23 protein-coding genes and 2 tRNA genes are annotated in these 25,819 nt (G+C 72.9%); 12 read left to right on the forward strand and 13 right to left on the reverse strand.

Features of this window, described 5'->3' with window-relative positions; all coding sequences use genetic code 11:
* Positions 1 to 218 precede the first annotated feature (218 nt).
* Complete coding sequence (locus ACIBCA_RS16330) at positions 219 to 992, forward strand: DUF3152 domain-containing protein (RefSeq protein WP_396283533.1); 774 nt, start codon at positions 219 to 221, stop codon at positions 990 to 992.
* A 73-nt stretch (positions 993 to 1,065) separates the two neighbouring features.
* Entirely contained in the window at positions 1,066 to 1,770 is a 705-nt protein-coding gene (locus ACIBCA_RS16335; protein ID WP_396283534.1) for a hypothetical protein, read from the forward strand.
* Between the two features lie 13 nt (positions 1,771 to 1,783).
* On the opposite strand, the gene ACIBCA_RS16340 is transcribed toward ACIBCA_RS16335, so the two are convergent.
* The 4 genes from ACIBCA_RS16340 to purS all read right to left on the reverse strand — a co-directional run bounded on the left by ACIBCA_RS16340 (position 1,784) and on the right by purS (position 5,854).
* Positions 1,784 to 2,596, reverse strand: a complete 813-nt coding sequence (locus ACIBCA_RS16340; RefSeq protein ID WP_396283535.1) for a sterol carrier family protein — start codon at positions 2,594 to 2,596, stop codon at positions 1,784 to 1,786.
* A 65-nt stretch (positions 2,597 to 2,661) separates the two neighbouring features.
* Positions 2,662 to 4,917: a phosphoribosylformylglycinamidine synthase subunit PurL gene (gene purL, locus ACIBCA_RS16345; RefSeq protein ID WP_396283536.1), complete on the reverse strand. Its 2,256-nt coding sequence runs from the start codon at positions 4,915 to 4,917 to the stop codon at positions 2,662 to 2,664.
* Positions 4,917 to 5,597 (reverse strand): phosphoribosylformylglycinamidine synthase subunit PurQ, encoded by a 681-nt coding sequence (gene purQ / locus ACIBCA_RS16350; RefSeq protein ID WP_031067640.1) that lies wholly within the window; start codon positions 5,595 to 5,597, stop codon positions 4,917 to 4,919. Before purQ ends, purL begins: the two co-directional genes overlap by 1 nt.
* Positions 5,594 to 5,854 (reverse strand): phosphoribosylformylglycinamidine synthase subunit PurS, encoded by a 261-nt coding sequence (gene purS / locus ACIBCA_RS16355; RefSeq protein WP_078910955.1) that lies wholly within the window; start codon positions 5,852 to 5,854, stop codon positions 5,594 to 5,596. The genes purQ and purS overlap by 4 nt, the downstream gene beginning before the upstream one ends.
* A gap of 461 nt (positions 5,855 to 6,315) precedes the next feature.
* On the opposite strand from purS, the gene ACIBCA_RS16360 reads away from it, so the two are divergent.
* From ACIBCA_RS16360 to ACIBCA_RS16390, 7 genes are all read left to right on the forward strand, one after another.
* Positions 6,316 to 6,633, forward strand: coding sequence for an Lsr2 family protein (locus ACIBCA_RS16360; protein ID WP_031067644.1), 318 nt, complete (start codon positions 6,316 to 6,318; stop codon positions 6,631 to 6,633).
* Positions 6,634 to 6,778: 145 nt separating this feature from the next.
* Positions 6,779 to 6,851, forward strand: a tRNA-Gly gene (locus ACIBCA_RS16365).
* A gap of 40 nt (positions 6,852 to 6,891) precedes the next feature.
* Positions 6,892 to 6,967, forward strand: a tRNA-Gly gene (locus ACIBCA_RS16370).
* A 161-nt stretch (positions 6,968 to 7,128) separates the two neighbouring features.
* Positions 7,129 to 8,145: an ABC transporter ATP-binding protein gene (locus ACIBCA_RS16375; RefSeq protein WP_396283537.1), complete on the forward strand. Its 1,017-nt coding sequence runs from the start codon at positions 7,129 to 7,131 to the stop codon at positions 8,143 to 8,145.
* A complete protein-coding gene (locus ACIBCA_RS16380; RefSeq protein ID WP_396283538.1) occupies positions 8,142 to 8,978 on the forward strand; it encodes an ABC transporter permease in 837 nt (278 codons plus the stop codon). The genes ACIBCA_RS16375 and ACIBCA_RS16380 overlap by 4 nt, the downstream gene beginning before the upstream one ends.
* Positions 8,979 to 9,072: 94 nt before the next feature.
* A complete protein-coding gene (locus ACIBCA_RS16385; protein WP_396283539.1) occupies positions 9,073 to 10,317 on the forward strand; it encodes a sensor histidine kinase in 1,245 nt (414 codons plus the stop codon).
* The gene (locus ACIBCA_RS16390; RefSeq protein ID WP_396283540.1) at positions 10,314 to 10,931 is read left to right on the forward strand and encodes a response regulator; all 618 of its coding nucleotides are present in this window, start codon (positions 10,314 to 10,316) and stop codon (positions 10,929 to 10,931) included. Before ACIBCA_RS16385 ends, ACIBCA_RS16390 begins: the two co-directional genes overlap by 4 nt.
* Before the next feature lie 25 nt (positions 10,932 to 10,956).
* Here ACIBCA_RS16390 and ACIBCA_RS16395 read toward each other — a convergent pair whose 3' ends face one another.
* The 4 genes from ACIBCA_RS16395 to purD all read right to left on the reverse strand — a co-directional run bounded on the left by ACIBCA_RS16395 (position 10,957) and on the right by purD (position 17,090).
* Positions 10,957 to 11,856: a phosphoribosylaminoimidazolesuccinocarboxamide synthase gene (locus tag ACIBCA_RS16395; RefSeq protein WP_396283541.1), complete on the reverse strand. Its 900-nt coding sequence runs from the start codon at positions 11,854 to 11,856 to the stop codon at positions 10,957 to 10,959.
* 54 nt (positions 11,857 to 11,910) lie between these two features.
* The gene (locus tag ACIBCA_RS16400) at positions 11,911 to 13,485 is read right to left on the reverse strand and encodes a N,N-dimethylformamidase beta subunit family domain-containing protein (RefSeq protein ID WP_396283542.1); all 1,575 of its coding nucleotides are present in this window, start codon (positions 13,483 to 13,485) and stop codon (positions 11,911 to 11,913) included.
* A gap of 259 nt (positions 13,486 to 13,744) precedes the next feature.
* The gene (locus tag ACIBCA_RS16405; RefSeq protein ID WP_396283543.1) at positions 13,745 to 15,301 is read right to left on the reverse strand and encodes a hypothetical protein; all 1,557 of its coding nucleotides are present in this window, start codon (positions 15,299 to 15,301) and stop codon (positions 13,745 to 13,747) included.
* Positions 15,302 to 15,842: 541 nt separating this feature from the next.
* Positions 15,843 to 17,090 (reverse strand): phosphoribosylamine--glycine ligase, encoded by a 1,248-nt coding sequence (purD, locus tag ACIBCA_RS16410; RefSeq protein WP_396283544.1) that lies wholly within the window; start codon positions 17,088 to 17,090, stop codon positions 15,843 to 15,845.
* Between the two features lie 364 nt (positions 17,091 to 17,454).
* On the opposite strand from purD, the gene ACIBCA_RS16415 reads away from it, so the two are divergent.
* Positions 17,455 to 18,243 (forward strand): SLATT domain-containing protein, encoded by a 789-nt coding sequence (locus ACIBCA_RS16415; RefSeq protein ID WP_396283545.1) that lies wholly within the window; start codon positions 17,455 to 17,457, stop codon positions 18,241 to 18,243.
* A 48-nt stretch (positions 18,244 to 18,291) separates the two neighbouring features.
* On the opposite strand, the gene ACIBCA_RS16420 is transcribed toward ACIBCA_RS16415, so the two are convergent.
* The 3 genes from ACIBCA_RS16420 to ACIBCA_RS16430 all read right to left on the reverse strand — a co-directional run bounded on the left by ACIBCA_RS16420 (position 18,292) and on the right by ACIBCA_RS16430 (position 21,001).
* Positions 18,292 to 18,939 carry a hypothetical protein gene (locus ACIBCA_RS16420; RefSeq protein ID WP_396283546.1) on the reverse strand — a complete coding sequence of 216 codons (648 nt, stop codon included), beginning with the start codon at positions 18,937 to 18,939 and terminating at the stop codon, positions 18,292 to 18,294.
* A gap of 156 nt (positions 18,940 to 19,095) precedes the next feature.
* A complete protein-coding gene (locus ACIBCA_RS16425) occupies positions 19,096 to 20,040 on the reverse strand; it encodes a GntR family transcriptional regulator (RefSeq protein WP_396283547.1) in 945 nt (314 codons plus the stop codon).
* 163 nt (positions 20,041 to 20,203) lie between these two features.
* Complete coding sequence (locus ACIBCA_RS16430; protein WP_396283548.1) at positions 20,204 to 21,001, reverse strand: carbon-nitrogen family hydrolase; 798 nt, start codon at positions 20,999 to 21,001, stop codon at positions 20,204 to 20,206.
* 176 nt (positions 21,002 to 21,177) lie between these two features.
* Here ACIBCA_RS16430 and ACIBCA_RS16435 point away from each other — a divergent pair, with 176 nt between their 5' ends.
* Positions 21,178 to 21,999, forward strand: a complete 822-nt coding sequence (locus tag ACIBCA_RS16435) for a maleylpyruvate isomerase family mycothiol-dependent enzyme (protein ID WP_396283549.1) — start codon at positions 21,178 to 21,180, stop codon at positions 21,997 to 21,999.
* 158 nt (positions 22,000 to 22,157) lie between these two features.
* Positions 22,158 to 22,985 carry a Bro-N domain-containing protein gene (locus ACIBCA_RS16440; RefSeq protein ID WP_396283550.1) on the forward strand — a complete coding sequence of 276 codons (828 nt, stop codon included), beginning with the start codon at positions 22,158 to 22,160 and terminating at the stop codon, positions 22,983 to 22,985.
* 93 nt (positions 22,986 to 23,078) lie between these two features.
* Here the strand turns inward: ACIBCA_RS16440 and ACIBCA_RS16445 are convergent, their stop codons facing one another.
* Positions 23,079 to 24,383 (reverse strand): nitrate/nitrite transporter, encoded by a 1,305-nt coding sequence (locus ACIBCA_RS16445; RefSeq protein ID WP_396283551.1) that lies wholly within the window; start codon positions 24,381 to 24,383, stop codon positions 23,079 to 23,081.
* Positions 24,384 to 24,480: 97 nt separating this feature from the next.
* Positions 24,481 to 25,713: a M64 family metallopeptidase gene (locus ACIBCA_RS16450; RefSeq protein ID WP_396283552.1), complete on the reverse strand. Its 1,233-nt coding sequence runs from the start codon at positions 25,711 to 25,713 to the stop codon at positions 24,481 to 24,483.
* Between the last annotated feature and the right edge of the window lie 106 nt (positions 25,714 to 25,819).

The following is a 25,819-nucleotide window of genomic DNA, read 5'->3' on the forward strand; positions in this document are numbered from 1 at the left end:
TGCCACCCGGTGCCCAGGGGTCAACCGCCCGTCGGCCGTCCCCCGGGATTGTCGGCCGGCCGATCCGCCGCCCGCGCATATCTGCATACCGCGTATGTGGACATTCACCCGTTTGCCATGGAAGGGTGTCGACCGTGCCCGCAGCCCGTTCCGCCCCGCGCCGTCGCGCCCAGGGTGGCCGCCGACGCAGTCGACGGCAGCGCCGGGTCGGACCTGGCATGCTCACGGCACTCGTCGCCGCCGTCCTGGTCCTGGGCGTCGCCGCGTTCGCCCTGAACGGAACCGACGAGGCCCCGGCCGCCGGCCCCAGCGCCCAGGCCCGGATCGCACCGCCCGAGGAGACCCCGGCCGCCCCCGCGCCGACGACCCCTCCCCCGGCCGCGCCGACGCCGACCACGCAGCCCACCCCCACCGCGCCCGACCCCGGCCCCACCAAGGGCGCGGGCACCTTCAGCGTCGCCCCCGCCAACGCCCAGGCCGTCGGACGCGGCACCATCCGCCGCTACCGGGTGGAGGTCGAGGACGGCATCAACATCGACGCCCCCTCAGCCGCCGCGCAGATACACGCCATCCTCGGCGACAAGCGCGGCTGGACCAACGACCACAAGAACGGCTTCCAGCTGGTCGCCTCCGGTGCGTACGACTTCGCGGTGAAGATCGCCTCCCCGGCGACGGTCGACAAGATCTGCGGCGCCTCCGGCCTGGACACCCACGGCGAGGTGAACTGCAACGTCGGCAACCAGGTGCTCGTCAACTCCAAGCGCTGGAACACCGGTTCACCCCAGTTCAGCGGCCCGATAGAGGAGTACCGGGCGCTGATCGTCAATCACGAGGTCGGCCACCGGATAGGCCACGGCCACGAGACCTGCCCCGGCCCCGGCAAGCCCGCGCCCGCGATGATGCAGCAGATCTACGGCCTCAAGGGCTGCCCGCCCAACGCCTGGCCGTACTCGGCGGACGGGACGTACCTGAGCGGCCCCGCCGTCCCCTGACACGGCCTCGACGGAACGCGATCGAGACCCGTTCGACGACGACACGGGACGATCGCGGGCCTACCCTGCGATCATGACCACTGCCCAACGCCGAAGGCTCACCACCGCGTTCGTCGCCACCGGGATCACGCTCGGCGCCGCCGCCTGCTCCTCGGCCGACGACTTCGCCCCCGGCGGCCGGGCCCTCAGCTACGACCGTGTCCGGACCGTCGCCCTGGACACGATCAAGAACGGCACGGACACCTGCCCGCTCGGCCTCGACTTCGCCAAGGCCGCGAGCACCGCGGGAATCACCGGCGCCGTGGCCCCCGACACCCACGGCGGCCACGCCGTCTCGGGCGACGCCGGCGACGGGGTCGCGCCCCAGCCCTGGCCCTCCGGCGTCACCCACCCGCCGTCCCTGCCCGAGCAGCCGGCCGTCCCGCCCTCCGCCGAGATCACCTGCGCCTACACCGTCGGCTCGTCCACCGTCGAGGTCCAGCTGCTGGCCGTCTCGAAGAACGACGTCGCGTTCAATCTGATGCTGCCCAGGCTCAGGCAGGCCGGACAGCTCAGCGTGGACGACCTGACCACCGCCTACAACGGGCGGCCCGGCATCGGCGAGACCAGGCTCACCCCGGGCCCCGGCTCCGCCGCCGTCGCCCGGATCGCGCTGAACGGCGCGGGGGACCTGGTGATGCTCGTCTCCCAGGGTTCCAGCGACGCCGACCGGAACCCCGCCCTGGCCGGCGAGCCCCTGCGCAAGGCCACCGAGACATTGGCCCGGCAGATCGGCTAGGCCCGGACAGGGCCTACCGCATCACCGGCAGGTACGCCCGCAGGTCGCTGCGCTCGCCGGAGGCGGAGAGGGAGGCGCTCTCCTCCGCCTCCGCCCAGGCCAGGCGCCCGGTGGCCAGCCGGATCCAGGTGAGGGCGTCGGTCTCGACCACGTTCGGCGGGGTGCCCCGGGTGTGCTTCGGCCCCTCGACGGCCTGCACCACCGCGAAGGGCGGGATCCGCAGCTCGACGGCCCCGCCGGGCGCCTGGTCGGCGAAGGCGTCCGCCAGCAGCCGGGTGACGGCGGCGAGGGCCTGGCGGTCGTGCGGGAAGGCGTCCAGGCCCAGCGCCTCGGCCAGGTCGTCGGCGTGCACCACCGTCTCGACCAGCCTGGTCACCAGCAGATCGGCGAGCAGCATCGACCCCAGCCGGATCTCCAACCGCCGCTCGGGGTCCGCGAGTTCGGGCCGCTCCAGCATCCGCTCCAGGGCGTCCGCGGACCGTCCGAAGGCTTCCGCCACGGAGGCCGCGTCACCGCCGAACCCGGCGGCCGCCCGCTCCCGGGTCTGGGCGTCCAGCGCCGGCGCGACCGCACCGACCGCCGCCACCCACCCCGTCAGGTCCAGCGCCGCCCGGCCCTCCAGCGGATCGTCCAGGTGCGCCGGCAGGAAGTCGAGCTGGACGGCCAGGTGCGCGAGCAACTCCCGCACCCGCCAGTCCCCCAGCCGGGTCGGCAGGTCCAGCCGCCCGTCGTCGAGACCCCCCACGACGGCGCGCAGCGCCCCGATCTGGGCGGCCAGCGCGGCGCGGACCTTCTGCGGCTGGTACGTACGGGACTTGGGAGGCATGGGGCCCAACATACGCCGAGGGGCGGACGGGTTCGATCGAACCCGTCCGCCCCTCGGCGTAGAACTCAGCCCAGCAGGGCCTCGATGACGCCGGTGTGGGCGTCCTTCAGCTCGGCCAGCGAGACGGTGAACTGCCCCTGGACGTCCAGGGAGTCGCCGTCCACGACACCGATGCGGGTGGCCGGGAGGCCGCGCGCGGTGCACATGTCGTTGAAGCGGAGCTCCTCGCTGCGCGGCACCGCCACGACGGCGCGGCCGGCCGACTCGGAGAACAGGAACACGAACGGGTCCATGCCCTCGGGCACGATGATCCGCGCGCCGTTGCCGCCCTTGAGGCAGCTCTCCACGAGCGCCTGGCCGAGGCCGCCGTCGGAGAGGTCGTGCGCGGCGTCGATCATGCCGTCGCGCGAGGCGGCGATCAGGATCTCGCCGAGCAGCCGCTCGCGCTCCAGGTCCAGCTTGGGCGGCAGGCCACCGAGGTGGTCGTGGACGACCTGGGTCCAGGCCGAGCCGCCGAGCTCGTCCGCCGTGTCGCCGAGCAGGTAGAGCAGCTGCCCTTCCTCGGCGAAGGCGACCGGGGTGCGGCGGTTGACGTCGTCGATGACGCCGAGCACCGCGACCACGGGGGTCGGGTGAATGGCGACCTCGCCGGTCTGGTTGTACAGCGAGACGTTGCCGCCGGTGACCGGGGTGCCGAGCACGAGGCAGGCGTCGGCCAGGCCGCGGGTGGCCTCGGCGAACTGCCACATCACGTCCGGGTCCTCGGGGGAGCCGAAGTTGAGGCAGTCGGAGACGGCGAGCGGCTTGGCACCGCCGGCCGCGACGTTGCGGTACGACTCGGCGAGGGCCAGCTGGGCGCCGGTGTACGGGTCCAGCTTGGCGTAGCGGCCGTTGCCGTCGGTGGCGACCGAGACGCCGAGGTTGGTCTCCTCGTCGATCCGGATCATGCCCGAGTCCTCGCCGACCGAGAGCACGGTGTTGCCGAGCACGAAGCGGTCGTACTGGTCGGTGATCCAGGACTTGGAGGCCTGGTTCGGGTGCGAGGCGACCTTCAGCAGGTCGGCCTTGAGGCCCTCACCGGTGGTCGGGCGGGCCAGCCGCTCGGCGGTGGGGGCGTCGGCCTGCAGCGCGTCCTGCCAGCTCGGGCGGGCGTAGGGGCGCTGGTAGACCGGGCCGTCGTGGGCGACGGTGCGCGGGGGCACGTCCACGACGAGCTCGCCGTGCCAGTAGATCTCCAGGCGCTCGCCGTCGGTCACCTCACCGATGACGGTGGCGATGACGTCCCACTTCTCGCAGATCTCGAGGAAGCGGGCGACCTTGTCGGGCTCGACGATGGCGCACATGCGCTCCTGCGACTCGCTCATGAGGATCTCCTCGGGCGAGAGCGTGTGGTCGCGCAGGTGCACGGTGTCGAGGTCGACCCGCATGCCGCCGGAGCCGGCCGAGGCCAGCTCGCTGGTGGCGCAGGACAGACCGGCGCCGCCGAGGTCCTGGATGCCCTTGACGAGCTTCTCGCCGAAGATCTCCAGGGTGCACTCGATGAGGAGCTTCTCCTGGAACGGGTCGCCGACCTGGACGGCCGGGCGCTTGGCCGGCTTGGTGTCGTCGAAGGTCTCGGAGGCCAGCACCGAAACGCCGCCGATGCCGTCGCCGCCGGTGCGGGCTCCGTACAGGATGACCTTGTTGCCGGCGCCGGACGCCTGCGCGAGGTGGATGTCCTCGTGCTTCATGACGCCCACGCACAGCGCGTTGACCAGCGGGTTGCCCTGGTAGCAGGAGTCGAAGACGACCTCGCCGCCGATGTTCGGCAGGCCCAGGCAGTTGCCGTAGCCGCCGATGCCCGAGACGATCCCGGGCAGCACGCGCCGGGTGTCCGGGTGGTCGGCCGCGCCGAAGCGCAGCGGGTCCATCACCGCGACCGGGCGGGCGCCCATCGCGAGGATGTCGCGCACGATGCCGCCGATGCCGGTGGCCGCGCCCTGGTAGGGCTCGATGTACGAGGGGTGGTTGTGCGACTCGACCTTGAAGGTCACCGCGTAACCCTGGCCCACGTCCACGACGCCGGCGTTCTCGCCGATGCCGACGAGCATCGCGTCCGAATCCGGCTTCTTCTCGCCGAACTGCTTCAGGTGGACCTTGCTGCTCTTGTACGAACAGTGCTCCGACCACATGACGGAGTACATCGCGAGTTCCGCGCCGGTGGGGCGGCGGCCGAGAATCTCCCGGATGCGCGCGTACTCGTCCTCCTTGAGGCCGAGTTCGGCCCACGGCTGGGCCGCGTCCGGAGTCTGCTCGGCGTTCTTGACGGTGTCGAGGCTCATCAGGCGTTCACCAGCTGCTTGAGGACGGACGTGAAGAAACCCAGACCGTCCGTGCCGCCGGTACCCACCAGCGGCTCGACCGCGTGCTCCGGGTGCGGCATCAGACCGACGACGTTGCCGGCGGCGTTGGTGATGCCGGCGATGTCATTGATCGACCCGTTGGGGTTGACGTCCAGGTAGCGGAAAACCACCCGGCCCTCCGCCTCCAGCTCGTCGATCGTGCGAGCGTCCGCGGTGTAGCGGCCGTCCATGTTCTTCAGCGGGATCTGAATCTCCTGCCCGGCCGTGTAATCACGGGTCCAGGCGGTGGAGGCATTCTCCACCCGCAGCTTCTGCTCGCGGCAGATGAAGTGCAGGTGGTTGTTGCGCAGCATCGCGCCGGGCAGCAGGTGGGACTCGGTGAGCACCTGGAAGCCGTTGCAGATACCGAGGACGGGCATTCCGAGCTTCGCCTGCTCGATGATGCTCTCCATCACCGGCGAGAAGCGGGAGATGGCGCCCGCACGCAGATAGTCGCCGTAACTGAATCCGCCGGGCAGGACGACGGCGTCGACCTGGTGGAGATCCTTGTCACGGTGCCAGAGCGCGACCGGCTCGGCACCGGCCAGGCGGACCGCGCGCTGCGCGTCACGGTCGTCGAGGGAGCCGGGGAAAGTGACGACGCCGACGCGGGTGGTCACTTCGCCGCCTCCTCGACTCGGACGGTGAAGTCCTCGATCACGGTGTTGGCGAGGAACGTCTCTGCGGCTTCGCGGATACGGGCGAGCGCGGCCTCGTCGACCGGGCCCTCCACTTCCAGCTCGAAGCGCTTGCCCTGGCGGACGTCGGCGATCCCGGTGAATCCGAGACGGGGCAGTGCGCGCTGCACAGCCTGGCCCTGGGGGTCGAGGATCTCCGGCTTGAGCATGACGTCGACTACGACGCGTGCCACTGGCACTCCCGGTGGTGTTTCGGTGAGGCGGGGGAACTCCAGACTACAAGCCGTTCGGACCAGGATTGCTGGCCGGGGAGGGTGACGCGCGTAGACCCAGGACCCTTACGTCCCAAGGCTTCCGGGCCCCGGGGCCCCCGCCGCCACCCCCCGGTTTCCGGTGATTCCCGACCCCTCGCGAGAACGCCCGAAGAACACCCGAATACGGCACTTGGGGACAGATCCTCCCGTCCCCGCACACCGGTATCCAGCACTCCGGCGAAGACTCGTGAATATCCGGAAAAGAATGCCGGACTCTTCGATTTCGACCCCCTTCGGGTGCAGAATAGGGCCCACCTGTCGTGGCGAGTGCCGCGTATCCGGCCGACCTCCGGCCGGACCGTACCCGCTTGCGCGAGAGGTGCACATCAGGCCCCCCGGACACATCCCCGGGAACCGGGGCCGAATTGCCGAGAGGATTGACACCCATGGCTCAGCGTGTAGTTGTCACGCTCTCCGACGACCTGGACGGCGGCGCCGCCGCGGAAACCGTCCACTTCGGCGTCGACGGGAAGTCGTACGAGATCGACCTGTCCGTGGACAACGCCGAAAAGCTGCGGGAGGCCCTCGCTCCGTTCGTCGCGGCCGGCCGTCGCCAGAGCCGCACCGGAAAGTCCTTCCGCCGCACCGCACTGACCCCGGACCCGGCCACCGTCCGCGCCTGGGCCCTCTCGCGCGGCATGGAGCTCCCGGCCCGCGGCCGGATTCCCAAGCACGTGTACGAGCAGTTCGCCGAGGCGAACTGACCCGTCCGGGCCGTCCGGGCCCGGTCGCCCCGCCCGGCCCTGGGCCGAAAGGGTGGGGCGACCACCCCGAACGATGCTGTAGAGTATTCCTCGTCGCCGCAACGGAGAGATCCGAAGAGGCGGTGGGTGCCCCGCCAGGCACCATGCGGACGTGGCTCAGTTGGTAGAGCATCACCTTGCCAAGGTGAGGGTCGCGAGTTCGAATCTCGTCGTCCGCTCGCAGTGCGCGAGCACAGCACAACTCAATAGTTCCATCCTGCGGACGTGGCTCAGTTGGTAGAGCATCACCTTGCCAAGGTGAGGGTCGCGAGTTCGAATCTCGTCGTCCGCTCCAGCGTGAAGGGCTCCCTCGATCGAGGGGGCCCTTCAGCATTTCCTCTCTCTTATCCCTGTACCGGGCCGATGACATTTGTCATCGCCGACCCGTGGATCGCCACCGCCGTCCGATGACGGCGCGCACTGCCCGCGGGCCCGGGGCAGCGGAAGGCTTGAGGCATGGAAAAGAGCCAGCCCTCCCGCCCCGGGGACCACGTGATCGAGGTCACGGGCCTGCACCGCCACTACGGCAGCGGCACCACCGGCTACCACGCCGTCCGCGGCGTGGACCTGACGGTCGGCCGCGGCGAACTGTTCGCCCTGCTCGGCACCAACGGGGCGGGCAAGACCTCCACCATGGAGGTCATCGAAGGGCTGACCGCCCCCGGCGGCGGCAGCGTCCGGGTGCTCGGCCACGACCCCTTCGCCGAACGCGCCGTCGTCCGCCCCCGGATCGGCATCATGCTCCAGGAGGGCGGCTTCCCCGGCGACCTCACCGCCGCCGAGACCGGCCGCGCCTGGGCCGGGATGACCAGCGGCGCCCGCCCCGTCTCCGAGGTGCTCGACCTGGTGGGCCTCGGCCACCGCGCCGGTGTCCGGGTCAAGCAGCTGTTCGGCGGCGAGAAGCGCCGGCTCGACCTGGCGATGGCCCTGCTCGGCCGCCCCGAGGTGCTGTTCCTGGACGAGCCCAGCACGGGCCTGGACCCGGAGGCCCGTGCCGCCGTCTGGCGCCTGGTGCGCGAACTGCGCGCCCAGGGCACCACCGTGCTGCTCACCACGCACTACCTGGAGGAGGCCGAGGAGCTCGCCGACCGGCTGGCCATCATGCACGGCGGCCGGATCGTCGTCTCCGGCACCGTCGCCGAGGTGATCGCCGGGCGGCCCTCCAGGATCGCCTTCGACCTGCCCGAGTTCACCGGCACGGCCCTGCCTCTCCTGGACGGCGCCGAGGTGACGCTCGACGGCCGCAAGGTCACCGTCCGGACCACCGCCCTCCAGGACACCCTCACCGACCTGCTCGGCTGGGCCCGCCACCACGGGATCGCGCTCGGCGCCCTCGACGCCCGCAGCGCCTCGCTGGAGGAAGCCTTCCTCGCCATCGCCTCCGAGGCCGCGCACCAGGCCCCTCCCGCGGCCCCTCCACAGGCCCCCGCCGCCCGTCCCGCCCGCCGCCGCCTGATCGGAACCGCCCGATGACCACCACCGCCACCGCCACCGCGCCCGCCGCCGGCCCGCAGAGCACCACCGTCCGCCGGCTGCTCGCCCTCGGCCGCGCCGAGGCCACCCTGCTGGTGCGCAACCGCACGGCGCTGTTCACCGCCCTGCTGATGCCGCTGGTGCTGATCGTCTCGCTGCGCGGCATCCTCAAGAAGCAGGCGGACTCCACCCCCGGGCTGGACGTCGACTCGATGCTGGTCTACGGCTCGATCGGGATGATGCTGTCCTTCGTCGTCTACTACAACCTGACCGGCGCGTACGTCGCCCGCCGCGGCGAGCTGGTCCTCAAGCGACTGCGCACCGGCGAGGCCCGGGACCTGGAGATCCTGCTCGGCACGGCCGTCCCCTCGCTCACCATCGGCCTGCTCATGGCCGCCCTGATCGGCGTCGGCGGCAGCCTGGGCCTGCACCTGACCGTGCCGGTCAACCCGCTGCTGATGCTGGCCGGAATCGCGATGATCCTGGCCACCATGATCGCCCTGGCCGCCGTGTCCAGCGCCTTCACCAGGACGGTGGAGAGCGCCGGCATCACCACCCTGCCGATGATGCTGGTCATGCAGTTCGGCTCGGGCCTGTTCGTCCCGCTGGAGGTCATGAACAAGACCGTCGCGGACGTCTGCCGCCTGCTGCCCACCACCCCGGCCTTCCAGCTGATCCGCATCGGCTGGTTCGGCACCGACGGCTCGGCCGCCGCCACCGGCTTCGCGGGCAGCTGGGGCGCCGCGGGCCCGCACCTGATCACCGGGGGCATCTGGCTGTACCTGGCGATCTGGGGCGCGCACCGGTACTTCCGCTGGGAACCCCGCCGCTGACCAGGCCGGATCCCGAAGGAGCGCTCCCGGTCCCACCTCTGATAGGAAGGCGGACAGCACGATCGTGACCGACCTGGGGGCGGAAGACATGGGGATGCGCTCACCGCTGCGGACCTGGCGGGGCTTCGGCAAGGCCAAGCGCTCCGAGGTCTACATCCGCTGGTCGATCTACCTGCTCCCGCTGATCCTGCTGCCGACCACCCTGATCATCGTCGGGTCCGCCGCCAACCGGTGGCACTCTCCCACCAACGCCCGGATCTCCCTGCTCGTCGCCCTGGCCTCCGCCCTGCTCGGCATCCGGGCCTCCCGCGCCGCGCTCGACCACTACCTCGGCCGGCCCGTCGACCACCTGCGCTGGATGGCCGCCAACGGCGCCTTCGCGGTGGCCGGCGCCTGGGCCGTCATGCTGACCGGCCCCTCTCTCACCGAGCAGCACGCCACCGGGGTCTCGTACACCGACACCATCGCCGTCCTGCTGCTCTGCGTCGCCTTCGGCCCGCCCTCCATCGGACTGCCCGTCCCCCACGTCGTCCTCGCGGCCGTCTGCGGCACCCTGCTGCTGGCCCCCGCGATGTTGCTCGCCGACGCCGGCGTGGTGAACACCGTCGCGATGCTGGTCGGCGCCCTGTTCGGCCTGCCGTTCGTCGGCGTCAGCGAGCGCAGCTTCGCCTGGCTCTGCGCCATCGTCTGGGAGCTGGACACCGCCCGCGAGGCGCAGTCCCGGCTGGCCGTCGCCGAGGAGCGGCTGCGCTTCTCCCGCGACCTGCACGACGTGATGGGCCGCAACCTCACCACCATCGCGCTCAAGAGCGAGCTCGCCGTCCAGCTCGCCCACCGCGGGCGCCCCGAGGCCGCCGAGCAGATGGCCGAGGTGCAGAGGATCGCCCAGGAGTCGCAGCGCGAGGTCCGGGACGTGATCCGCGGCTACCGCACCGCAGACCTGCACGCCGAGGCGTACGGCGCCCGCGCGGTGCTGCGCTCGGCGGACGTCTCCTGCGAGATCGACCTCGGCGAGGACGCCGCGCTGCTGCCGCCCGCGGTGCAGTCCGTGCTCGGCTGGGTGATCCGCGAGGCCACCACCAACGTGCTGCGGCACAGCGAGGCGGCGCACTGCCTGATCCGGCTGCGGCTGGAGGACGGACGGGCGGTGCTGGAGCTGGAGAACGACGGGGTGCCCGCCGTCCCGATCCCCTCCCAGGGCGGCGGCACCGGACTGCGCGGACTGCGCGAGCGCCTCGCCGCACACGACGGGGAGCTGACCGTCCCGACCGCCGGGGAGGGCGTCTTCCGGATGCTCGCCACCGTTCCGCTGCCGCACCCAGGAAGGCCCGCCCGATGACCGAGCCCCCCATCCGCGTCCTGCTCGCCGACGACGAGCACCTCATCCGGGGCGCGCTGGCCGCGCTGCTCTCGCTGGAGGAGGACATCGAGGTGGTCGCCCAGGCCGGCTCCGGCCCCGAGGCGCTGGCGACGGCCCAGGCGCACCGGCCGGACATCGCCGTCCTGGACCTCCAGATGCCGGGGCACGACGGCATCGAGGTGGCCACCGAGCTGCGCCGGGTGCTGCCCGAGTGCCGCTGCATGATCGTCACCGGCCACGGCCGCCCCGGGTACCTCAAGCGGGCGCTGGAGGTCGGCGTACGGGGCTTCCTGCCGAAGACCGTCTCGGCCGCCGACCTGGCCGGCATCATCCGCACCGTGCGCTCCGGCGGCCGGTACGTGGACCCGGAGCTGGCGGCGGACGCGATCAGCGCCGGGGAGACCCCGCTGACCCCGCGCGAGACGGACGTCCTGGAGCTGGCCGCGGACGGCACCACCATCGCCGAGATCGCACGGCGCGCCTCGCTCTCCCAGGGCACCGTGCGCAACTACCTCTCCTCGGCGGCCACCAAGCTCGGCGCCGAGAACCGCCACGCGGCGGTGCGGATCGCCCGCGAGCACGGCTGGATCTGAGTGCTCGCGGGCGCCCCTACGGCCTTCAGGCCCAGCTGAGGCCCGTCAGCCGCTCGTACACCTCGATGTACTTGGCCCTGGTCCGCTCGACCAGCTCGGCGGGCAGCTCCGGCGGGGGCTGCTCGCTGTAGCGGTCCCAGCCGGAGGCCGGGGAGACCAGCCAGTCGCGGATCAGCTGCTTGTCGAAGGAGGACTGCGAGCGGCCCGGCTCGTACTCGTCGGCGGGCCAGTAGCGCGAGGAGTCCGGCGTGAGCACCTCGTCGCCGATGATCAGCTCGCCGTCCAGCAGGCCGAACTCGAACTTGGTGTCGGCCAGGATGATGCCGCGCTCGCGGGCGATGTCCCGGGCGCGGGCGTAGACGTCCAGGGTGGTGCGGCGGACCTGGTTGGCGCGTTCGGCGCCGATGCGGCGGGCCGTCTCCTCGTAGGGGACGTTCTCGTCGTGCTCGCCGACCTCGGCCTTGAGGGCCGGGGTGTAGATCGGGGCGGGCAGCTCGGAGCTGTCGACCAGGCCCTCGGGCAGCGCGATGCCGCAGACGGTACGGGTCTCCCGGTACTCGGTGAGGCCGGAGCCGGCCAGGTAGCCGCGGGCGACGGCCTCGACGGGGATCATGTCCAGGCTCTTGCAGATCAGCGTGCGGCCCTTCCAGTCGGCGGGGGCGCCGGCCGGGACCTCGGTGGAGATCACGTGGTTGGGCACGATGTCGGCGATCCGCTCGAACCACCACAGGGACAGCTGGGTGAGGACGCGGCCCTTGTCCGGGATCTCGTTCGGCAGCACCCAGTCGTGGGCGGACATCCGGTCGCTGGCCACCATCACCAGTTCGCCCGACTCGGTGCGGTAGAGGTCGCGCACCTTGCCGGTGTGCAGGTGGACCAGGCCGGGCACCTGGACCGGCTCGGGCTTGGTGACAAATCCGCTCAAGGTGTTCAGTCCTCAGGGGTCGTTCACGGGCGTGGGGCACCGCGAAAGGGGAGGTCACTGCCCCCGCAGTCTTTCACGAACGCCTGTGGGCTCGTTCTTGCAGAGCCGGTCCAGCAGATTGGCGGTGGCCCGCTGGACGCGCTCGTCGGTCATGCCGGGCCGGTCCAGGGCGGGTGACCAGGCGAAGGTCCCGGCGGCGAAGACGTACGCGCCGCTGGGCGCCCGGTACAGGGAGGTCTCCTGGAAGCGGGTGCGCCCGGCGAGGTCCTGGTACGGCGAGTGGGCCAGCAGCACCCGCTCGGTGTGCTCGGGCAGCGCCACCTTGGGGTAGTACCGGTCGGCCTCCCCCGCGACGAGGCCGGGCAGCTCCTCGCCCTCCATCAGCCCGGTGCCGTCCCAGAGCCAGTGCGCGGTGTGCCGGGCGAGCAGCGGGACGGGCGCGGCGACACTGCCCGAGTACTGCACGCCGAGCAGGTGCTGCTCGGGCTCCCCCGCGTCGCGCCACAGCGCGCTGGAGGCGCCGGGCGCCCCGGCGGCGGGGCTCCCCGGCCCGGCCTTCTGCCGCTTGCGGCAGTTGAGCAGCCGGTTGGGCTCGCCGGAGGCGGCCGGGGTCAGCTCGACGCGCCAGTACATGGTGTTGGCGGAGAGGAACACCAGGGAGGTGCCGCCGTCGCGGGCCTTCTCGGCGGCCCGGCGCATCGGCTCGGACCAGTACTCGTCGTGGCCGGGGAAGACCAGCGCCCGGTGCCGCGCCGGGTCGACCAGGCCCGCGTGCAGGTCGGTGGCGGTGGCGTAGGAGAGGTCGTAGCCGTAGCGCTCGGCCCAGCGGATGAAGTCGTAGGCGTGGCCGACGTGCAGGGGCAGTCCGGCGGTGGCGTGCGGGCGGTCGAAGGAGACGGTGACGGCGGCCTCGGCCTCGCCGAGCAGCCCGCCGGCGTCGTCCCAGGCGTGGTAGAGGCTGGCGCCGCTGCGGCCGTCCTCGGGGAACAGGTTGTACGCCTGCCAGGTGACGTCGGGGAGCACCAGGAGCAGCTCGGCGGCGGCAGCCGCCTGATGGTCGAAGTCCCGTACGGTGAACGGGATGTGGCTTCGGTGCAGCATGTCACGGGTGGTCAGCACGGCGACGTACGCACCGGGCTGCCAGTGGGTGGGGATCTGCAGCCGCCAGGAGTGCCACCAGTGGTGGCAGGAGACGGTGCGCTCGACGACCAGCGGGGCGGGCTGGACGAGTCCGGGGATCAGCGGACTGGTGGTCATGTGGCGGGCGCCGTCGCCGCCGTAGTGGCCGATCCGGTAGACGTCGACGGAGAACTCCCGGGGCGGGTTGACGGTCACCCGGAAGTCCACCGAGCCGCCGGGGCGGATGAACCCGGCCGAGGCGAAGCCCTTGATCTGCTGGTCCACGTCGTTGGAGCTGCGCGGGGTGCCGACCGGCGGGCTGGGGCGGCCCCCGGCGGCGAGGGGGCGCTGGCCGGGGGCGTCCACCGAGACGTACCAGGGCACGCTGCCGCCGTTGTCGAGGTACTCGTCGGGGCTGCGCAGCCAGGGCAGCGGGCCTTGTCCGAAGGGGTCGGAGACGCTGTAGGCGTGCGTTCCGGACTCCCAGCGGCGATTGAGTTCGGTCCCCACGCGACCCTCCCAGCTGGCACCTTCGTCCGGGGATGGCACGTGCCCCCCGGATGTGCGTGCGGTCTAATACACCACACCGCGCGGACGCTGCGTCACCCCACGGTAGCAATTGGTGTACGGAAACTTTGCGGCCGGGGGAGTCAGGGCCTCCGGCCTGCGAGGACGGCCGGCGCCCCGGCCGCCCGGGGGCGCGTACGGATGCTCCGAGCGCCGCCCCCGAGCCGGGCCAGAGCCGGGTCAGAGGCGGGCCCGCGGCGGGTCAGAGGCGCACGGGCTTCTCCAGCCGGACGTCCGCCGCGTCCAGCCAGGCGCGCAGCGGCCCGTCCTGGCCCTGCTCGACGGCCTGGGCCACCGGGCCCGCCAGGTCGGTGCGGCGGACCCCGCGCACCAGCAGCACCGGGCCGTCCAGCCAGTCCAGGCCCGGGGTGCCGCCCGCGGTGTCCACGGCGGCGCAGCAGACCATCGCGGTGACGTGGTCCACGAGCAGGTCGCGGCCGGAGCGGGCGGGTTCGAGCAGCGGGGCGGGGGCGGCGGTGCGGGCCGGGCCGGCGGCGAGCAGGGCGGCGAGGCGTTCGCCGTCGCCCTCGGCGAGCCGGCCGAGGAGCCGGGTGAGGGTGGGGGCGCCGGGGCGGGCCTGGGGGGCGAGCCGGTCCAGGGCGCCCTGCAGGGCGGCGGCGCGGGAACGCCAGCCGGCGTCCACGACCTCGGCCGGGTAGTCGGTCCACTCCAGCTCGTGCCAGACCCCGGCCGGGGGGCGGCCGAAGAAGAGCTCGGCGGCGAGGAGGGAGACGGCCCGGTCGACGGCGCCGGGCTCCTCCAGCAGGTCACAGGCGGGGCGGTCGCCGAGCCGGGTTCCGTAGCCCTCGGCCAGCCGGTCGCGGCGGGACAGCTCGGTGAGCGCGGAGGCGACGCCGGCGTTGAGGCGGGAGGGGTGGCGGCCGAGCCGCCAGGCGGGCAGGGCGACCCTGGTAAGCAGGCGGTCCCAGCCGGCGTAGGCGAGGCCGACCTGCTCCTGGGCGGCTATGCGCAGGCCGTAGTCCACGCTGCGGGCCTGCTCGGAGGCCCAGCCGGCCACCGACCGCTCCAGCTCGGCGGCGTGGCCGCGGCAGGCGCCGAGCAGCCGGCGGGTGATCGCCCCGGTGAGGCGGTGGGCGAGCGCGGCGGGCCCGCGCCGGGGCGGGGCGGGCGGGGTCGCCACACCGAAGCCGGGGGCCCAGGCGCCGCCGGAGTCGAGGCTGGCGTCCAGGCTGCGCAGGAAGCGGCGGGCGGCGGCGATCTCGTGGTCGGCGGAGGCGGCCGTCCCGGCGACCACGGGGGCCAGCAGCGCGCGCAGCTCCCCGGCCCGCATCCACCACAGGAACGGCGAGCCGATCACCAGCACGGGCGCGGGCGGCACCCGGTGGCGGCCGGCGGGCGGGAGGTCCTCCAGCCAGCTGTCGCAGTCGGGCGTCAGCGCGACGGCCGAGGGCGCGGGCACCTCCAGCCGCTCGGCCAGCTCGTCGATGAGCCGGTACAGCTCGGGCGCCTCGGCGCGCGCCAGCGGGACGGCCGGGGTGCGCGGTGGGACGGCCCGTCGGTACGCCCGGGCGGTGAGGGCGGCCACCGCGAGGGTGAGGACGGCGACGGCGCACACCGCCCAGCGGGCCACGTCCCAGCCGACGGCGTCGGAGGATCCCGGCGCGCCGATGCGGCCCGTGAACCGCCCGGCGAGCAGGACCACCGCCACGGCGGCGGGCAGAACGGCGGCGGCCAGGGCGAGGCCCCGGACCCGCAGGACGGCCTGGGCGTGAGCGCGCGCGGTGTCGACTGCGGCCATACCGGCACCCCCTTCGGAGCTCTGGTGCGCCCGGTGACGGGCCCCTGAGCCGACTCGAAACGATCAGTTCCGACCGGGAAGCGGAGTCGCCCGATCCCGGCAGTGCAAGCTGCATGGTGCTACTGAACATTTTCGACGCGGCGTCCCGGGTGGGCGTTCCGGATCGTCCCGGTTTCCACTCGTCCCGGTGACACCGCCCGAACACCGACGCCGTCACCCTCGGGGCGACGACCGGTCCGGTGCGAAGCACCCGCGTGACCGCCCGGCCGGACGCCGTCCAGCATCACCCCGCGGAAACCCCGCTACCCGGCGGCGACCCCGGCGCACAGACCCGGCGCACTGCGATCCAGCGCACCATAAGGCCGGGCACCCGGTTACGTCAGCCGGATGCGGACGCTGTCACCCGATGGGCTGGAATCGGGCCGCCGAACGGTGCGCCGCGCCCTTCGTCACCCTCGTGCGGGAAACGCCGAGGGCGCTGCGTCCATGGGGTGGAAACCCCCACGGTCCGCAGCGCCCTCGGACGGAGAGCCGGAACCGGCTACGCGGTGGCCGCCTTCAGCGCGATGTCGGTGCGGTGCTGGCCGCCCTTGAGCGAGATCCGGCCGACCCCGGCGTACGCGCGCTCGCGCGCCTGGGCGAGGTCGGTGCCGGTCGCGGTGACGGACAGCACCCGGCCGCCGGTGCTCAGCACCCGGCCGTCCTCGTCGGAGGCGGTGCCGGCGTGCAGCACGTACGCCGTGCCGTCCGCCTCGGCCTCGTCCAGGCCCTCGATCGGGTCCCCGGTGCGCGGAGCCGCCGGGTAGCCCTCGGAGGCGACGACGACGGTCACGGCCGCGTCCTCGCTCCAGCGCAGCGGCTCCAGCTGGTCCAGGGTGCCGTTGCCGGCCGCCAGCAGGACGCCGGCCAGCGGGGTGCGCAGCCGGGCCAGCACGACCTGGGTCTCCGGGTCGCCGAAGCGGGCGTTGAACTCGATCACGCGGGTGCCGCGCGAGGTCAGCGCCAGGCCCGCGTACAGCAGGCCGGAGAACGGGGTGCCACGGCGGCGCAGCTCGTCCACGGTCGGCTGCAGGACGCTCTCCAGGACCTCCTCGACCAGCCCGGCCGGGGCCCAGGGCAGCGGGGAGTAAGCGCCCATGCCGCCGGTGTTGGGGCCCTCGTCGCCGTCCAGCGCGCGCTTGAAGTCCTGCGCGGGCTGCAGCGGCACGACGGTGGTGCCGTCGGTGATCGCGAACAGCGACACCTCGGGGCCGTCCAGGTACTCCTCGATGACCACGCGCTCGCAGGAGGCGGCGTGGGCCAGCGCGGCCTCGCGGTCGGAGGTGACCACGACGCCCTTGCCGGCCGCCAGGCCGTCGTCCTTGACCACGTACGGGGCGCCGAAGGCGTCCAGGGCCTCGGCGGCCTCCTCGGGCGTGGTGCAGACGTAGGAGCGGGCGGTGGGCACGCCGGCGGCGGCCATCACGTCCTTGGAGAACGCCTTGGAGCCCTCCAGCTGGGCGGCCGGGGCGGACGGGCCGAACACCGGGATGCCGGCCGCGCGCAGCGGGTCGGCGACGCCCGCGACGAGCGGGGCCTCCGGGCCGACGACGACCAGGTCGGCGCCGAGCCGCACGGCCAGGTCGAGGACCTGGGCGCCGTCCAGCTGGTCGACCGGGTGGAGCGCCGCCACCCGGGCGATCCCGGCGTTGCCCGGGGCGCAGTGCAACTCGGTCACGGAGGGATCTTGGGACAGGGAGCGGCACAGGGCGTGTTCGCGGGCGCCGCCGCCGATGACGAGGACCTTCACGCTGGCCAAGGGTAGTGGGTGGCCGGTTCCGGCCTCCTTCCGGGCCCGTGCGATCGTCCAGCCGGAAGAGGTCAGTACGCCGACGAGCCCGGAGGAACCTCCAGGCCGGGCCCGGGGTGATCAGCAGCGGGTGTCCGGGTCAGGACGGCGGGTCACCGGGGCCTCCCTCGGACGGGTGAAATCCCGCCGCGGCGCGCAACCCGCTCACCTCGGGTTCCGGTGGCCGAATCCGGTAACGATCATCCGGGAAGCGTCCCCACGGTCAGCCATTTGGCGGTAAGAAGTGCTGTTGGACAACCACCGGCAGACGCCACGTCAGCCGATGCGCCGCCAGACCCAGCCGCCCGCACAGGGAGCCCCACAGGTGAGCCAGCCGGAAATGCAGCCCGAGGAGAGTGCCTGGGGCAAGGAGATCGGCGAGGAGGACCAGTCCGCCCCCGCCACCGTCGCCCGCCGGGCCTCCACCCGCCGACACACCGATCTGAGCGCCCGCCAGTTCCCGCTCGGGGACTGGGGCGAGCCCGCCGAACGGCTGGAGGAGCTGTACCGCTGGTCCGAGGAGCGGGCCGTCGAGGCGATCGACTGGTACCGCCGGGACCGCGTCTGGAAGCGCCGCTGGGCCCGGCTGCTGCGCTTCGGCACGGCCTCCTTCGCGGTGGGCGGGGTCACCGCCCCGCTGGTCGACCTGGCCGGCGCGATCGGCCACGGCGCCGGCTGGGGCTACGTCGGCCTCGCGCTCGCCGCCGCCTGCTACGGCACCGACCGGGTCTTCGGCCTGACCTCGGGCTGGATGCGGGACGTCTCCACCGCACAGGCGCTGCAACGCCGCCTGGAGGCGTTCCAGTTCGACTGGGCCTCGGAGTGCGTGCGCGAGGTGCTCGGCCCGACCGAGGGCACCGCGGGCGAGGCCGCCGAGCGCTGCCTGGGCGTGCTGCGGCGCTTCTGCGAGGACGTCTCGGACATGGTCCGCACCGAGACCTCGGAGTGGATGCTGGAGTTCCGGGCCTCCATGACCCAGCTGCCCACCCAGGCCCCGGGGACCTGGGGCGGGCGCAGCGAGACCGGGGGCGGCGCGCAGGTGCGGGTGCTCCCCCCGCCGGGCACCAGGCCCACCATGCCGCGCCAGCGGCCGCCGGAGGGCCCGCTGCGGTAGGCGCCGAGGGCCTGCCGCAGTAGGCCCCGCAGTGGGCCCCGCGCGGCGTCAGGCGAAGACGATCATCGAACCCTGGGTGACGCTGCGGGCGGCCGCCGCGTACAGGCCCGACCAGGCGTGCCGCTCCTTGGCGAAGGGGTGCACGTCGTCGATCGGCGGCCCGAACGGCTGCTCCAGGCCGGTCGGGCCGAGCGGCCGGGTCGGGTCCGGCGGGTTGAGCGGGTCGATGCCCAGCGCCGGGGCCACGGCCTGGAGTTCACGCAGCAGCCCGAAGCTGGAGCCGAGCGGCCCACCGGAGGCGAGCAGCGCGTCGTCCACCAGCGGGGCGTTGAACTCGATCGGCACGTACGCGCCGGCGTGGTCGAAGTGCCAGACCAGGTGGGACTGTTCGGCGGTGCTCTCGAACATCTCCAGCAGCTGCTCGTAGTCACCGCCGAGCGCGTCGACCGGGGTGATGTCCAGGCCCGTCAGGCCCAACAGGTAGGCGCGGCGCAGGAAGTGCAGCGAGTCGTAGTCGAAGGCGGCTATGGGCTCGACCGCCCCGCTGATCCCCGGCGTGTACTGGTAGACCGGCACCTCCGGCAGCCCGAACGAGGACAACGCCGCGTTGTAGAGCGCGAGGTCGTCCCGGAAGGGGTTGTCGGGGCTGTGGCTCAGCACGTCCACCAGCGGGACGAGCCAGAGGTCGCAGGCCATGGCCGGCAGTTCCTCTCCGGGCGACGGGATCGCCCGCGGACGGGGCGACGAGGGGACGGGGTCGGTACGCGGACGACCGCCGCACGCGGCGCCCGGTCGACGACCGCCCACCCTACCGGCCCCGCGCCCGGCACGGGCCTGGGCTCCCCTCCCGGATCAGCGCAGCCTGCGGCCGAACTTCCCGTGCGGGACGGCCCGCGGCTGGGGCACCAGGCCGAGGCCCAGGCCCAGCTCCCGGCCCAGCTCCTTGCCGAGGTCGTCGTCGGCCCCGGCGGACCTCTTCGGCCGGGCCTCGGGCTCCTCGGCGGGGGCCTGAGCAGCCGCAGGGGCGGGCGCGGGAACCGGCGCGGCCGGGGCCTGCCCGCCGCCCGCCGACTCGGTGAGCAGCCCGAGGACGGTGACCGACTCCAGCGGCTCCCCCGCCAGCCCGGCCAGCAGCCGGACGGTGAACAGGTTGTACTCGCAGATGATCCGGTGCGCGCCGGGCAGGTCCCCGGCCCCGATCGCGTCGACCAGCTCCACCTGACGGTCCCAGCAGACCCCGCCCAGCACGGGCATCTCCCGCAGGTAGCGGGCGGCGAACATCCAGGACTGCACCCGCAGCCAGTCCAGGTAGTCGGCGATGCGCCGGTTGCCGAGCAGGGAGGCCACTTCCTGCCAGAACCGGCGGTCGCAGCCCACCATCACGTCCAGGTTGCCGCTGCGGGCGGCCCGCTGCGCCGCGTCGGCCCGGCGGCGCAGCGAGGAGAGCCGGGAGACGTCGGGCATCGCCCGGCCGGTGGCGAACTGCCGGTGGAAGCTGTCGGTGATCAGCACCCGGGACTCGAAGATCTCCAGGAAGTCCGACCAGCTCAGCTCGGGCACGGTGTAGCCCCGGTGGTGCTCGGCCCGCAGCAGCCCCTGCGCGCCGAGGTCGACCAGCGCCTCCCGGGCCGGGGTCGCGGAGACGCCGTACAGCTCGGCGATCTCCTTGACGGTGAAGTTGCGGCCGGCCGCGAGACGGCCGGCCATCATCTCCTCGCGCAGCGCCCCGGCGATCTGTTCGCGCAGGCTGTTGCGCTGGATGACGGGGCGGATGTCGCCTGCGCCGTTGACCGACATGCGCGCGACCTCCTCGCGGGCGGGCCGCCCCCGTACCGGCCCGCGACGGACCGGCCGGGAACGGCGGAGAACACGACGAGTGCTCATCTTCTCAAACCCGCCGGAGGCTGGTACGAACCAACCCCCCTAAATCATCCCGGATCTCCCCCTGATCCCCCCGGCGCTACCGCTGCACCGGCGCCGGAATCCCCAGCAGGCGGTCCCGCAGCACCGGGAACTCCTCCCGCGCCTTGCCCACCTCGGCCGGGTCGAAGTCCACCGTCAGGACCTGCTCCCCCGCCCCCGCCTCGGCCAGCACCCGGCCCCACGGGTCCACCACCAGGCTGTGCCCGGCCTGCTCGACCCCGCCGTGCGTCCCCGCGGTGTTGCAGGCCAGCACGAACGCCTGCTCCTCCACCGCCCGCGCCCGCGCCAGCAGCGTCCAGTGCTCGCGCCGCCGGGCCGGCCAGGCCGCCGGGACCACCATCAGCTGCGCGCCCGCGTCCAGCAGCGCCCGGAACAGCTCCGGAAAACGCAGGTCGTAGCAGGTGGCCAGGCCCAGCGTGCCGAAGTCGGTGGGCGCGGTGACGATCTCCTGCCCGGCGCCCATCACCACCGCCTCACCGCTGTCGAAGCCGAAGCGGTGGATCTTGCGGTAGGTGTGCACCAGCTCGCCGTCCGGGGCGAACACCAGCGAGGTGTTGTAGATCGGCCCGTCCGGATCGCGTTCGACGATCGATCCGGCGTGCAACCACACCCCGGCCGCCCGGGCCGCCGACGCCATCGCGTCGGAGGTGGGCCCGTCGAGCGTCTCCGCGCCCTCCGGCCAGAGGTCGTAGGCGAAGCCCCCGAGCGGCCACAGTTCGGGCAGGACCACCAGGTCCGCGCCCTGTTGCGCCCGCACCAGCGCGACCGCGCGGGCCCGCCGTTCGGCCGGCGGCTCGGCATCGGAGACCGCGAGTTGGATCAATGAAGCGCGCACAGTACCACCGTCCACGACAAGAGACCTACGATCGTCACCCGAAAGCGCTGCCCTGCTGTCACCGGGCAGCGTAACGTGCGGTTAGCGTGTGTGCCCGGAAGCCGGACCATCCCGGCCGAACCCCGAGGGCCGGGGGCGCAGGCGGCGAGAGAGCTGACGGAGGGCCGGAGATTCCCGTGACGGACAATCAGACCGTGCAGGCTTGCACCGAGGCGTGGACGCAGAGCATCGAGTCCATAGTGGAGCTGGTCGCCCCCCTCCCCGAGAACTCCTGGAACCGGGCCACCGAGTGCCCCGGCTGGTCCGTCCGGGACATCGTCTCGCACGTCATCGCCGTCGAGTCCGAACTGCTCGGCGACCCCCGCCCGATCCACTCCCTGCCCCGCGATCTGCGCCACGTCACCAGCGAGTTCGCCCGCTACATCGAACTGCCGGTCGACAAGCGCCGCTGCCACACCGCGCCGGAGATGGTCGGCGAGCTGGAGTACACGATCATCCGCCGCTCCCGGGCGCTGCGCAACGCCAAGCAGACCCCGGACGAGCTGGTGCCCCTGCCGCTCGGTCAGGACGCGCCCAAGGTCCCGTACCACTACCTCCTGCAGACCCGGGTCCTCGACGTCTGGGCCCACGAGCAGGACCTCCGCCGTACCCTCGACGCCCCCGGGAACCTCGACTCCCCCGCCGCCCTGATCGCCCGTGACCTCCTGCTGTCCGGCCTGCCCAAGGCCGTCGCCCACGCCGCCGGCGCCCCCGCCGGGACGACCATCGTCCTGGACGTCACCGGCCCGGTGGAGTTCCTGCGCACCGTCCGCGTCGACGCCGCGGGCCGCGGCTCGGTGGACGAGTCCATCAGCCTGGCCCCCGACGTCCAGCTCACCATGGACTGGGAGACCTACGTCCGCCTCGCCTGCGGCCGCGGCCGCCCCGGCCCGGTGACCATCGACGGCGACAAGGAACTCGCCGACCGCGTCCTCGCCAACTTCTCCGTCACCCCCTGACCCACCGGCGCACACCACCCGGCGCATACGCACCAATGCGCGCCGGGTCGGCACCACTCGTGCACCCATACGTCAACCCGACACCAGCCACCTCACCCGTTCGGCCTCGTTGTTCCGGGCAGTCCATCCGACACTCGGAAGAAGGAGGGGCGTCCACCATGGACGACGAACAGCAGGAACAGATGGTGCTGGTGCGGTCGAGCTTCCCGGTCACGGGGCAGCCGATCCGCGTGGTGATGATCGACGGGGAACCGTGGTTCGTCACGGCGGATGTGTGCCGCGTCATCGGTCGACGGAACCCGACCACCGCCGTATACGGCCTGGAACCCCACCAGCACCGAACCATCGACCTGCGGATGGTCACCCTCCATCGGATGGAGGGTGACCACGAATCCGCAGGTCAGAAACCCTACCGAGGAAATTCACTGCTCGGTGTGGTGAGCGAGGCAGGGCTTTACAGCCTTCTCATGAGGTCGGACAAGAAGTCCGCCCTGCCGTTCCGGGCATGGGTCACCGAAGAGTTGCTCCCCTCCATCCGGCGAGGGGACACCGACGTCTCCGCTCAGCAACAGCGGATGGCGGAGACCCTGACCGAGGCGATCGGCCAGCAGGTGCAGATCGTTGCGGAGATCGATCACGAGGACTGGCCCGACCTGACCTTCCACTCGGACGGGACGGTGCACTGTCGGCACGGGGTGATGACCCTCCATCAGCCGACGCCGGAGGAGGACAGCGGTCCGCCCTTCGGCGCGTACTTCGCCTGCCAGGGCGAGGACCGGGTCGGCATCAGGGGCAGCCGGATCGTCCCCGGCTGCCCGAAGCTGAAGCTGGTGGACCTGGTCCGTCTACGTGAGGCCCAGCCAGCCCCCGCGTCCACGTCGCATGACCCTGACTTCATGTATGCGGACGTCGACCAGGGCCAGATCAGCCGCGTGTACGGCACAACCTCACAGATCGCCGAGCTGATGCGCGGGCCCATGCGCTGAATCGGCCTGGCAACCCTTGTTCCGAACAAGGGTCAATGACGCCGAATGCCTAACTTAAAGTCAGGCATAGGGCGTTTCCGCAGGTCGGAAACCCTACGCAATGACCTTCCGGCGCAGCCGGAGGATCATCAGGGTCCCCACGGCCAGCGGGACGTACAGCCAGCAGAACGCCCAGCGGAAGGCATCGACCGGATACCCGTCGGTGCCTTCCGGCGTGAGCGCGTCCAGCAGGACGCCGATGCCGAGCAGGCTGATCATCGTGCCGATGAAGCCGCCCATGTTGACGATGCCGGAGGCCGTGCCGAGGCGCTCCGAGGGGTTGTGGGCGCGGGCGTAGTCCATGCCGACGAGTGAGGCGGGGCCGTTGCTGCCCATCACCACGACGAGGCCGACCAGCAGCCACATCGGCGGGTGTCCGCCGGGCCAGGCCAGGGCGAGTGCCCAGCCGAACGCCGTGACCCCGATGACGGTGAGCACGATGGGCATCCGGGCCCGCGCGGTGCGGGAGAGCACCCGGCCGAAGACGAAGCCCGCGGTCATGTTGGAGAGCACCAGCAGGGTCAGCATCCCGCCCGCCCCGGCCCGGGACATCCCCTGGGCCTCCACCAGGTAGGGCAGGCCCCAGAGCAGGCCGAAGACGTTGCCGGGGAACTGCGTGGTGAAGTGCACCCAGAGCCCGAGCCGGGTGCCGGGCTCGCGCCAGCAGTCGCGCACCTGACGCCCGATCGGCGGGCGCTCCCCGCCCTGGGGCTGCGCCTCGGCCACCCCGGCCGGGGCCTCCCGCAGGAAGAGCGCGACGAGGGCGAACACCGCGACGCCGAGCAGCGCGATCGCCGTGAAGGTCGGCGTCCAGCCCTCCTGGTGCAGCACCTGGGCGAGCACCACGGTGGTGATCAGGTTGCCGCCCATCCCGACCAGGCCCGTCAGCTGGGCGACGAAGGGGTTGCGGGCCGCCGGGAACCAGCGGGCGGCTATGCGCAGCACGCTGATGAAGGTCATGGCGTCGCCGCAGCCGAGCACCGCCCGGGAGACCAGCGCGGGGCCGAAGGCGGAGCTGAACGCGAAGGCCAGCTGCCCGACGCTCAGCAGCACCACGCCCGTCAGCAGGACCCGGCGCGGGCCGAAGCGGTCGACGAGCAGGCCGACGGGTATCTGCATGGCCGCGTAGACCAGCACCTGGAGGATCGAGAAGGTGGAGAGCGCCGAGGCGCCGATGCCGAAGCGGTCGGCGGCGTCCAGGCCGGCCACGCCGAGGCTGGTGCGGTGGATGACGGCCAGGACGTAGACGCTGACGCCGATGGACCAGGCCAGCCAGGCCGCACGCCCACCGGGAGGAGCCCACGGCGAAGGCGCTGCGGTGGATCGGGACGCGGCTGAACGGGCGGGCTCCACGGTCATAGTGCGACCAGATTAGTCATCCCATGATTGGATGCCCGGAGCCGGGGTGCAGAACCGGTCGAACCGGACCGGGCCCGTCACCTTCAAACCGCCATGCTCAGCCCGTCACCGTCCAGGACACCGAGCGGGTCATGTACTTGTCCCGGAAGCCCTCGTCCCGCACCCAGTCGGTGGTGTCGCGCACCGTCGCGGTCACGGTGGCCGTACGGCCCGGCTCCAGGTCCAGCCGCGCGGTGTCCAGCCGCCCGTCCGAGGGCTGCGGCTTCACCGGGACGCCGTCCACCTTCCACTCCACCGCGAGCTGCCGGGCGCCGGTCAGCGGCAGCGGCCGCACGTCCAGCCGGGGGCGCCCGGTCACCTCGCCCGGGGGCGGCGAGGGGGCGTCGGTGGGGCGGACCTTGCGGTAGAGCTCCTCGATGATCGCCTCGCGCGAGGGCAGGTTGTAGGCACTGCCCAGGGTGCGCATCACCGAGTCCTGGGTCGGCCGGTAGAGGCCGTTGGCGCTGCGGTACGCCCCGACGGTCCCGGCGCCGTCCGGGGACTCGGCGCCCAGCCAGCGCCACCACTTCGTCTGCTTCCGGCGCATGTCGTCGGCGCCGAGGGTGGAGAGGTTCGGGTAGTCCGCGTCCTCCGGGGCGCTGTCGTACTCGTCCCCGAGGTCCCCCACGGTGTGGCCGATCTCGTGCTGGATGATCCGCCCGGCGTCCGGGCTGCCCCCGGCCAGGGTGGTCACCCCGGTGCCGCCGGCGCCGCCGTACTCGGCGGAGTTGGCCAGCGCGATCAGGTACTGCGGCCCGGCGCCGTCCCCCGCGTACCGGGCGGTGGCGGACTCGTCGGCGCACAGCAGCCGGGCGGTGCCCTCGCACCAGAAGTGCATGCCGAGCGGGGTGCCGGGGTTGCGGCCCCGGCTCTCGCTCTCGGCTATCCCGGCGACCGGGGAGACGACCTCGACGCGCCGTATGTTGAAGAACCCCTGGTAGGTGCGGAAGGGCTCGATGTCCATCAGCGCGTGCCACGCCTTGTCGGCCTGCTGCCGGAACAGCTCCTGCTGGTCGGCGGTGTAGCCGTCCCCGAGGAGCACGAGGGTGATCCGGTTGGCCGGGTCCCCGGTGCGGCGTATGTCGAAGGTCGGGGCGGCGGCCGGGGCCCGCTGGTCGGCCCGTACGGCGTGGTGCGGGGGCGCCGCCCGGTCGGCCGGTGGCGCGCCCGGCCCGATCACGCCGAAGGGCGAGGGGCCCGCCAGCTCCAGCGCGGCCGGCAGTACGGCGGTGGACACCAGCACGAGCGCGGCCAGACTCCGGACGAGACGGCCAGGGTTGCCAGGCGGCATACGGGTGCGTCCTCGGTGCTCCGGTCACCCGCGTCGCCCGGGTGGTGGAGCGGAGACGTACCCGACGCGGCGTGTCGCCCCTACCGGCGCACGCAAATGTCACCGA

It is taken from the genome of Kitasatospora sp. NPDC051170 (assembly GCF_044455705.1).
GTDB lineage: Bacteria > Actinomycetota > Actinomycetes > Streptomycetales > Streptomycetaceae > Kitasatospora.

Excerpts from the sequence above, each read along its gene's own strand:
- ACIBCA_RS16330 (WP_396283533.1), top strand. The coding sequence starts at position 219 with ATGCTCACGGCACTCGTCGCCGCCGTCCTGGTCCTGGGCGTCGCCGCG.
- ACIBCA_RS16335 (WP_396283534.1), top strand. The coding sequence starts at position 1,066 with ATGACCACTGCCCAACGCCGAAGGCTCACCACCGCGTTCGTCGCCACC.
- ACIBCA_RS16340 (WP_396283535.1), bottom strand. The coding sequence starts at position 2,596 with ATGCCTCCCAAGTCCCGTACGTACCAGCCGCAGAAGGTCCGCGCCGCG.
- purL (WP_396283536.1), bottom strand. The coding sequence starts at position 4,917 with ATGAGCCTCGACACCGTCAAGAACGCCGAGCAGACTCCGGACGCGGCC.
- ACIBCA_RS16360 (WP_031067644.1), top strand. The coding sequence starts at position 6,316 with ATGGCTCAGCGTGTAGTTGTCACGCTCTCCGACGACCTGGACGGCGGC.
- ACIBCA_RS16375 (WP_396283537.1), top strand. The coding sequence starts at position 7,129 with ATGGAAAAGAGCCAGCCCTCCCGCCCCGGGGACCACGTGATCGAGGTC.
- ACIBCA_RS16380 (WP_396283538.1), top strand. The coding sequence starts at position 8,142 with ATGACCACCACCGCCACCGCCACCGCGCCCGCCGCCGGCCCGCAGAGC.
- ACIBCA_RS16385 (WP_396283539.1), top strand. The coding sequence starts at position 9,073 with ATGCGCTCACCGCTGCGGACCTGGCGGGGCTTCGGCAAGGCCAAGCGC.
- ACIBCA_RS16390 (WP_396283540.1), top strand. The coding sequence starts at position 10,314 with ATGACCGAGCCCCCCATCCGCGTCCTGCTCGCCGACGACGAGCACCTC.
- ACIBCA_RS16405 (WP_396283543.1), bottom strand. The coding sequence starts at position 15,301 with ATGGCCGCAGTCGACACCGCGCGCGCTCACGCCCAGGCCGTCCTGCGG.
- ACIBCA_RS16420 (WP_396283546.1), bottom strand. The coding sequence starts at position 18,939 with ATGGCCTGCGACCTCTGGCTCGTCCCGCTGGTGGACGTGCTGAGCCAC.
- ACIBCA_RS16425 (WP_396283547.1), bottom strand. The coding sequence starts at position 20,040 with ATGTCGGTCAACGGCGCAGGCGACATCCGCCCCGTCATCCAGCGCAAC.
- ACIBCA_RS16440 (WP_396283550.1), top strand. The coding sequence starts at position 22,158 with ATGGACGACGAACAGCAGGAACAGATGGTGCTGGTGCGGTCGAGCTTC.
- ACIBCA_RS16445 (WP_396283551.1), bottom strand. The coding sequence starts at position 24,383 with ATGACCGTGGAGCCCGCCCGTTCAGCCGCGTCCCGATCCACCGCAGCG.
- ACIBCA_RS16450 (WP_396283552.1), bottom strand. The coding sequence starts at position 25,713 with ATGCCGCCTGGCAACCCTGGCCGTCTCGTCCGGAGTCTGGCCGCGCTC.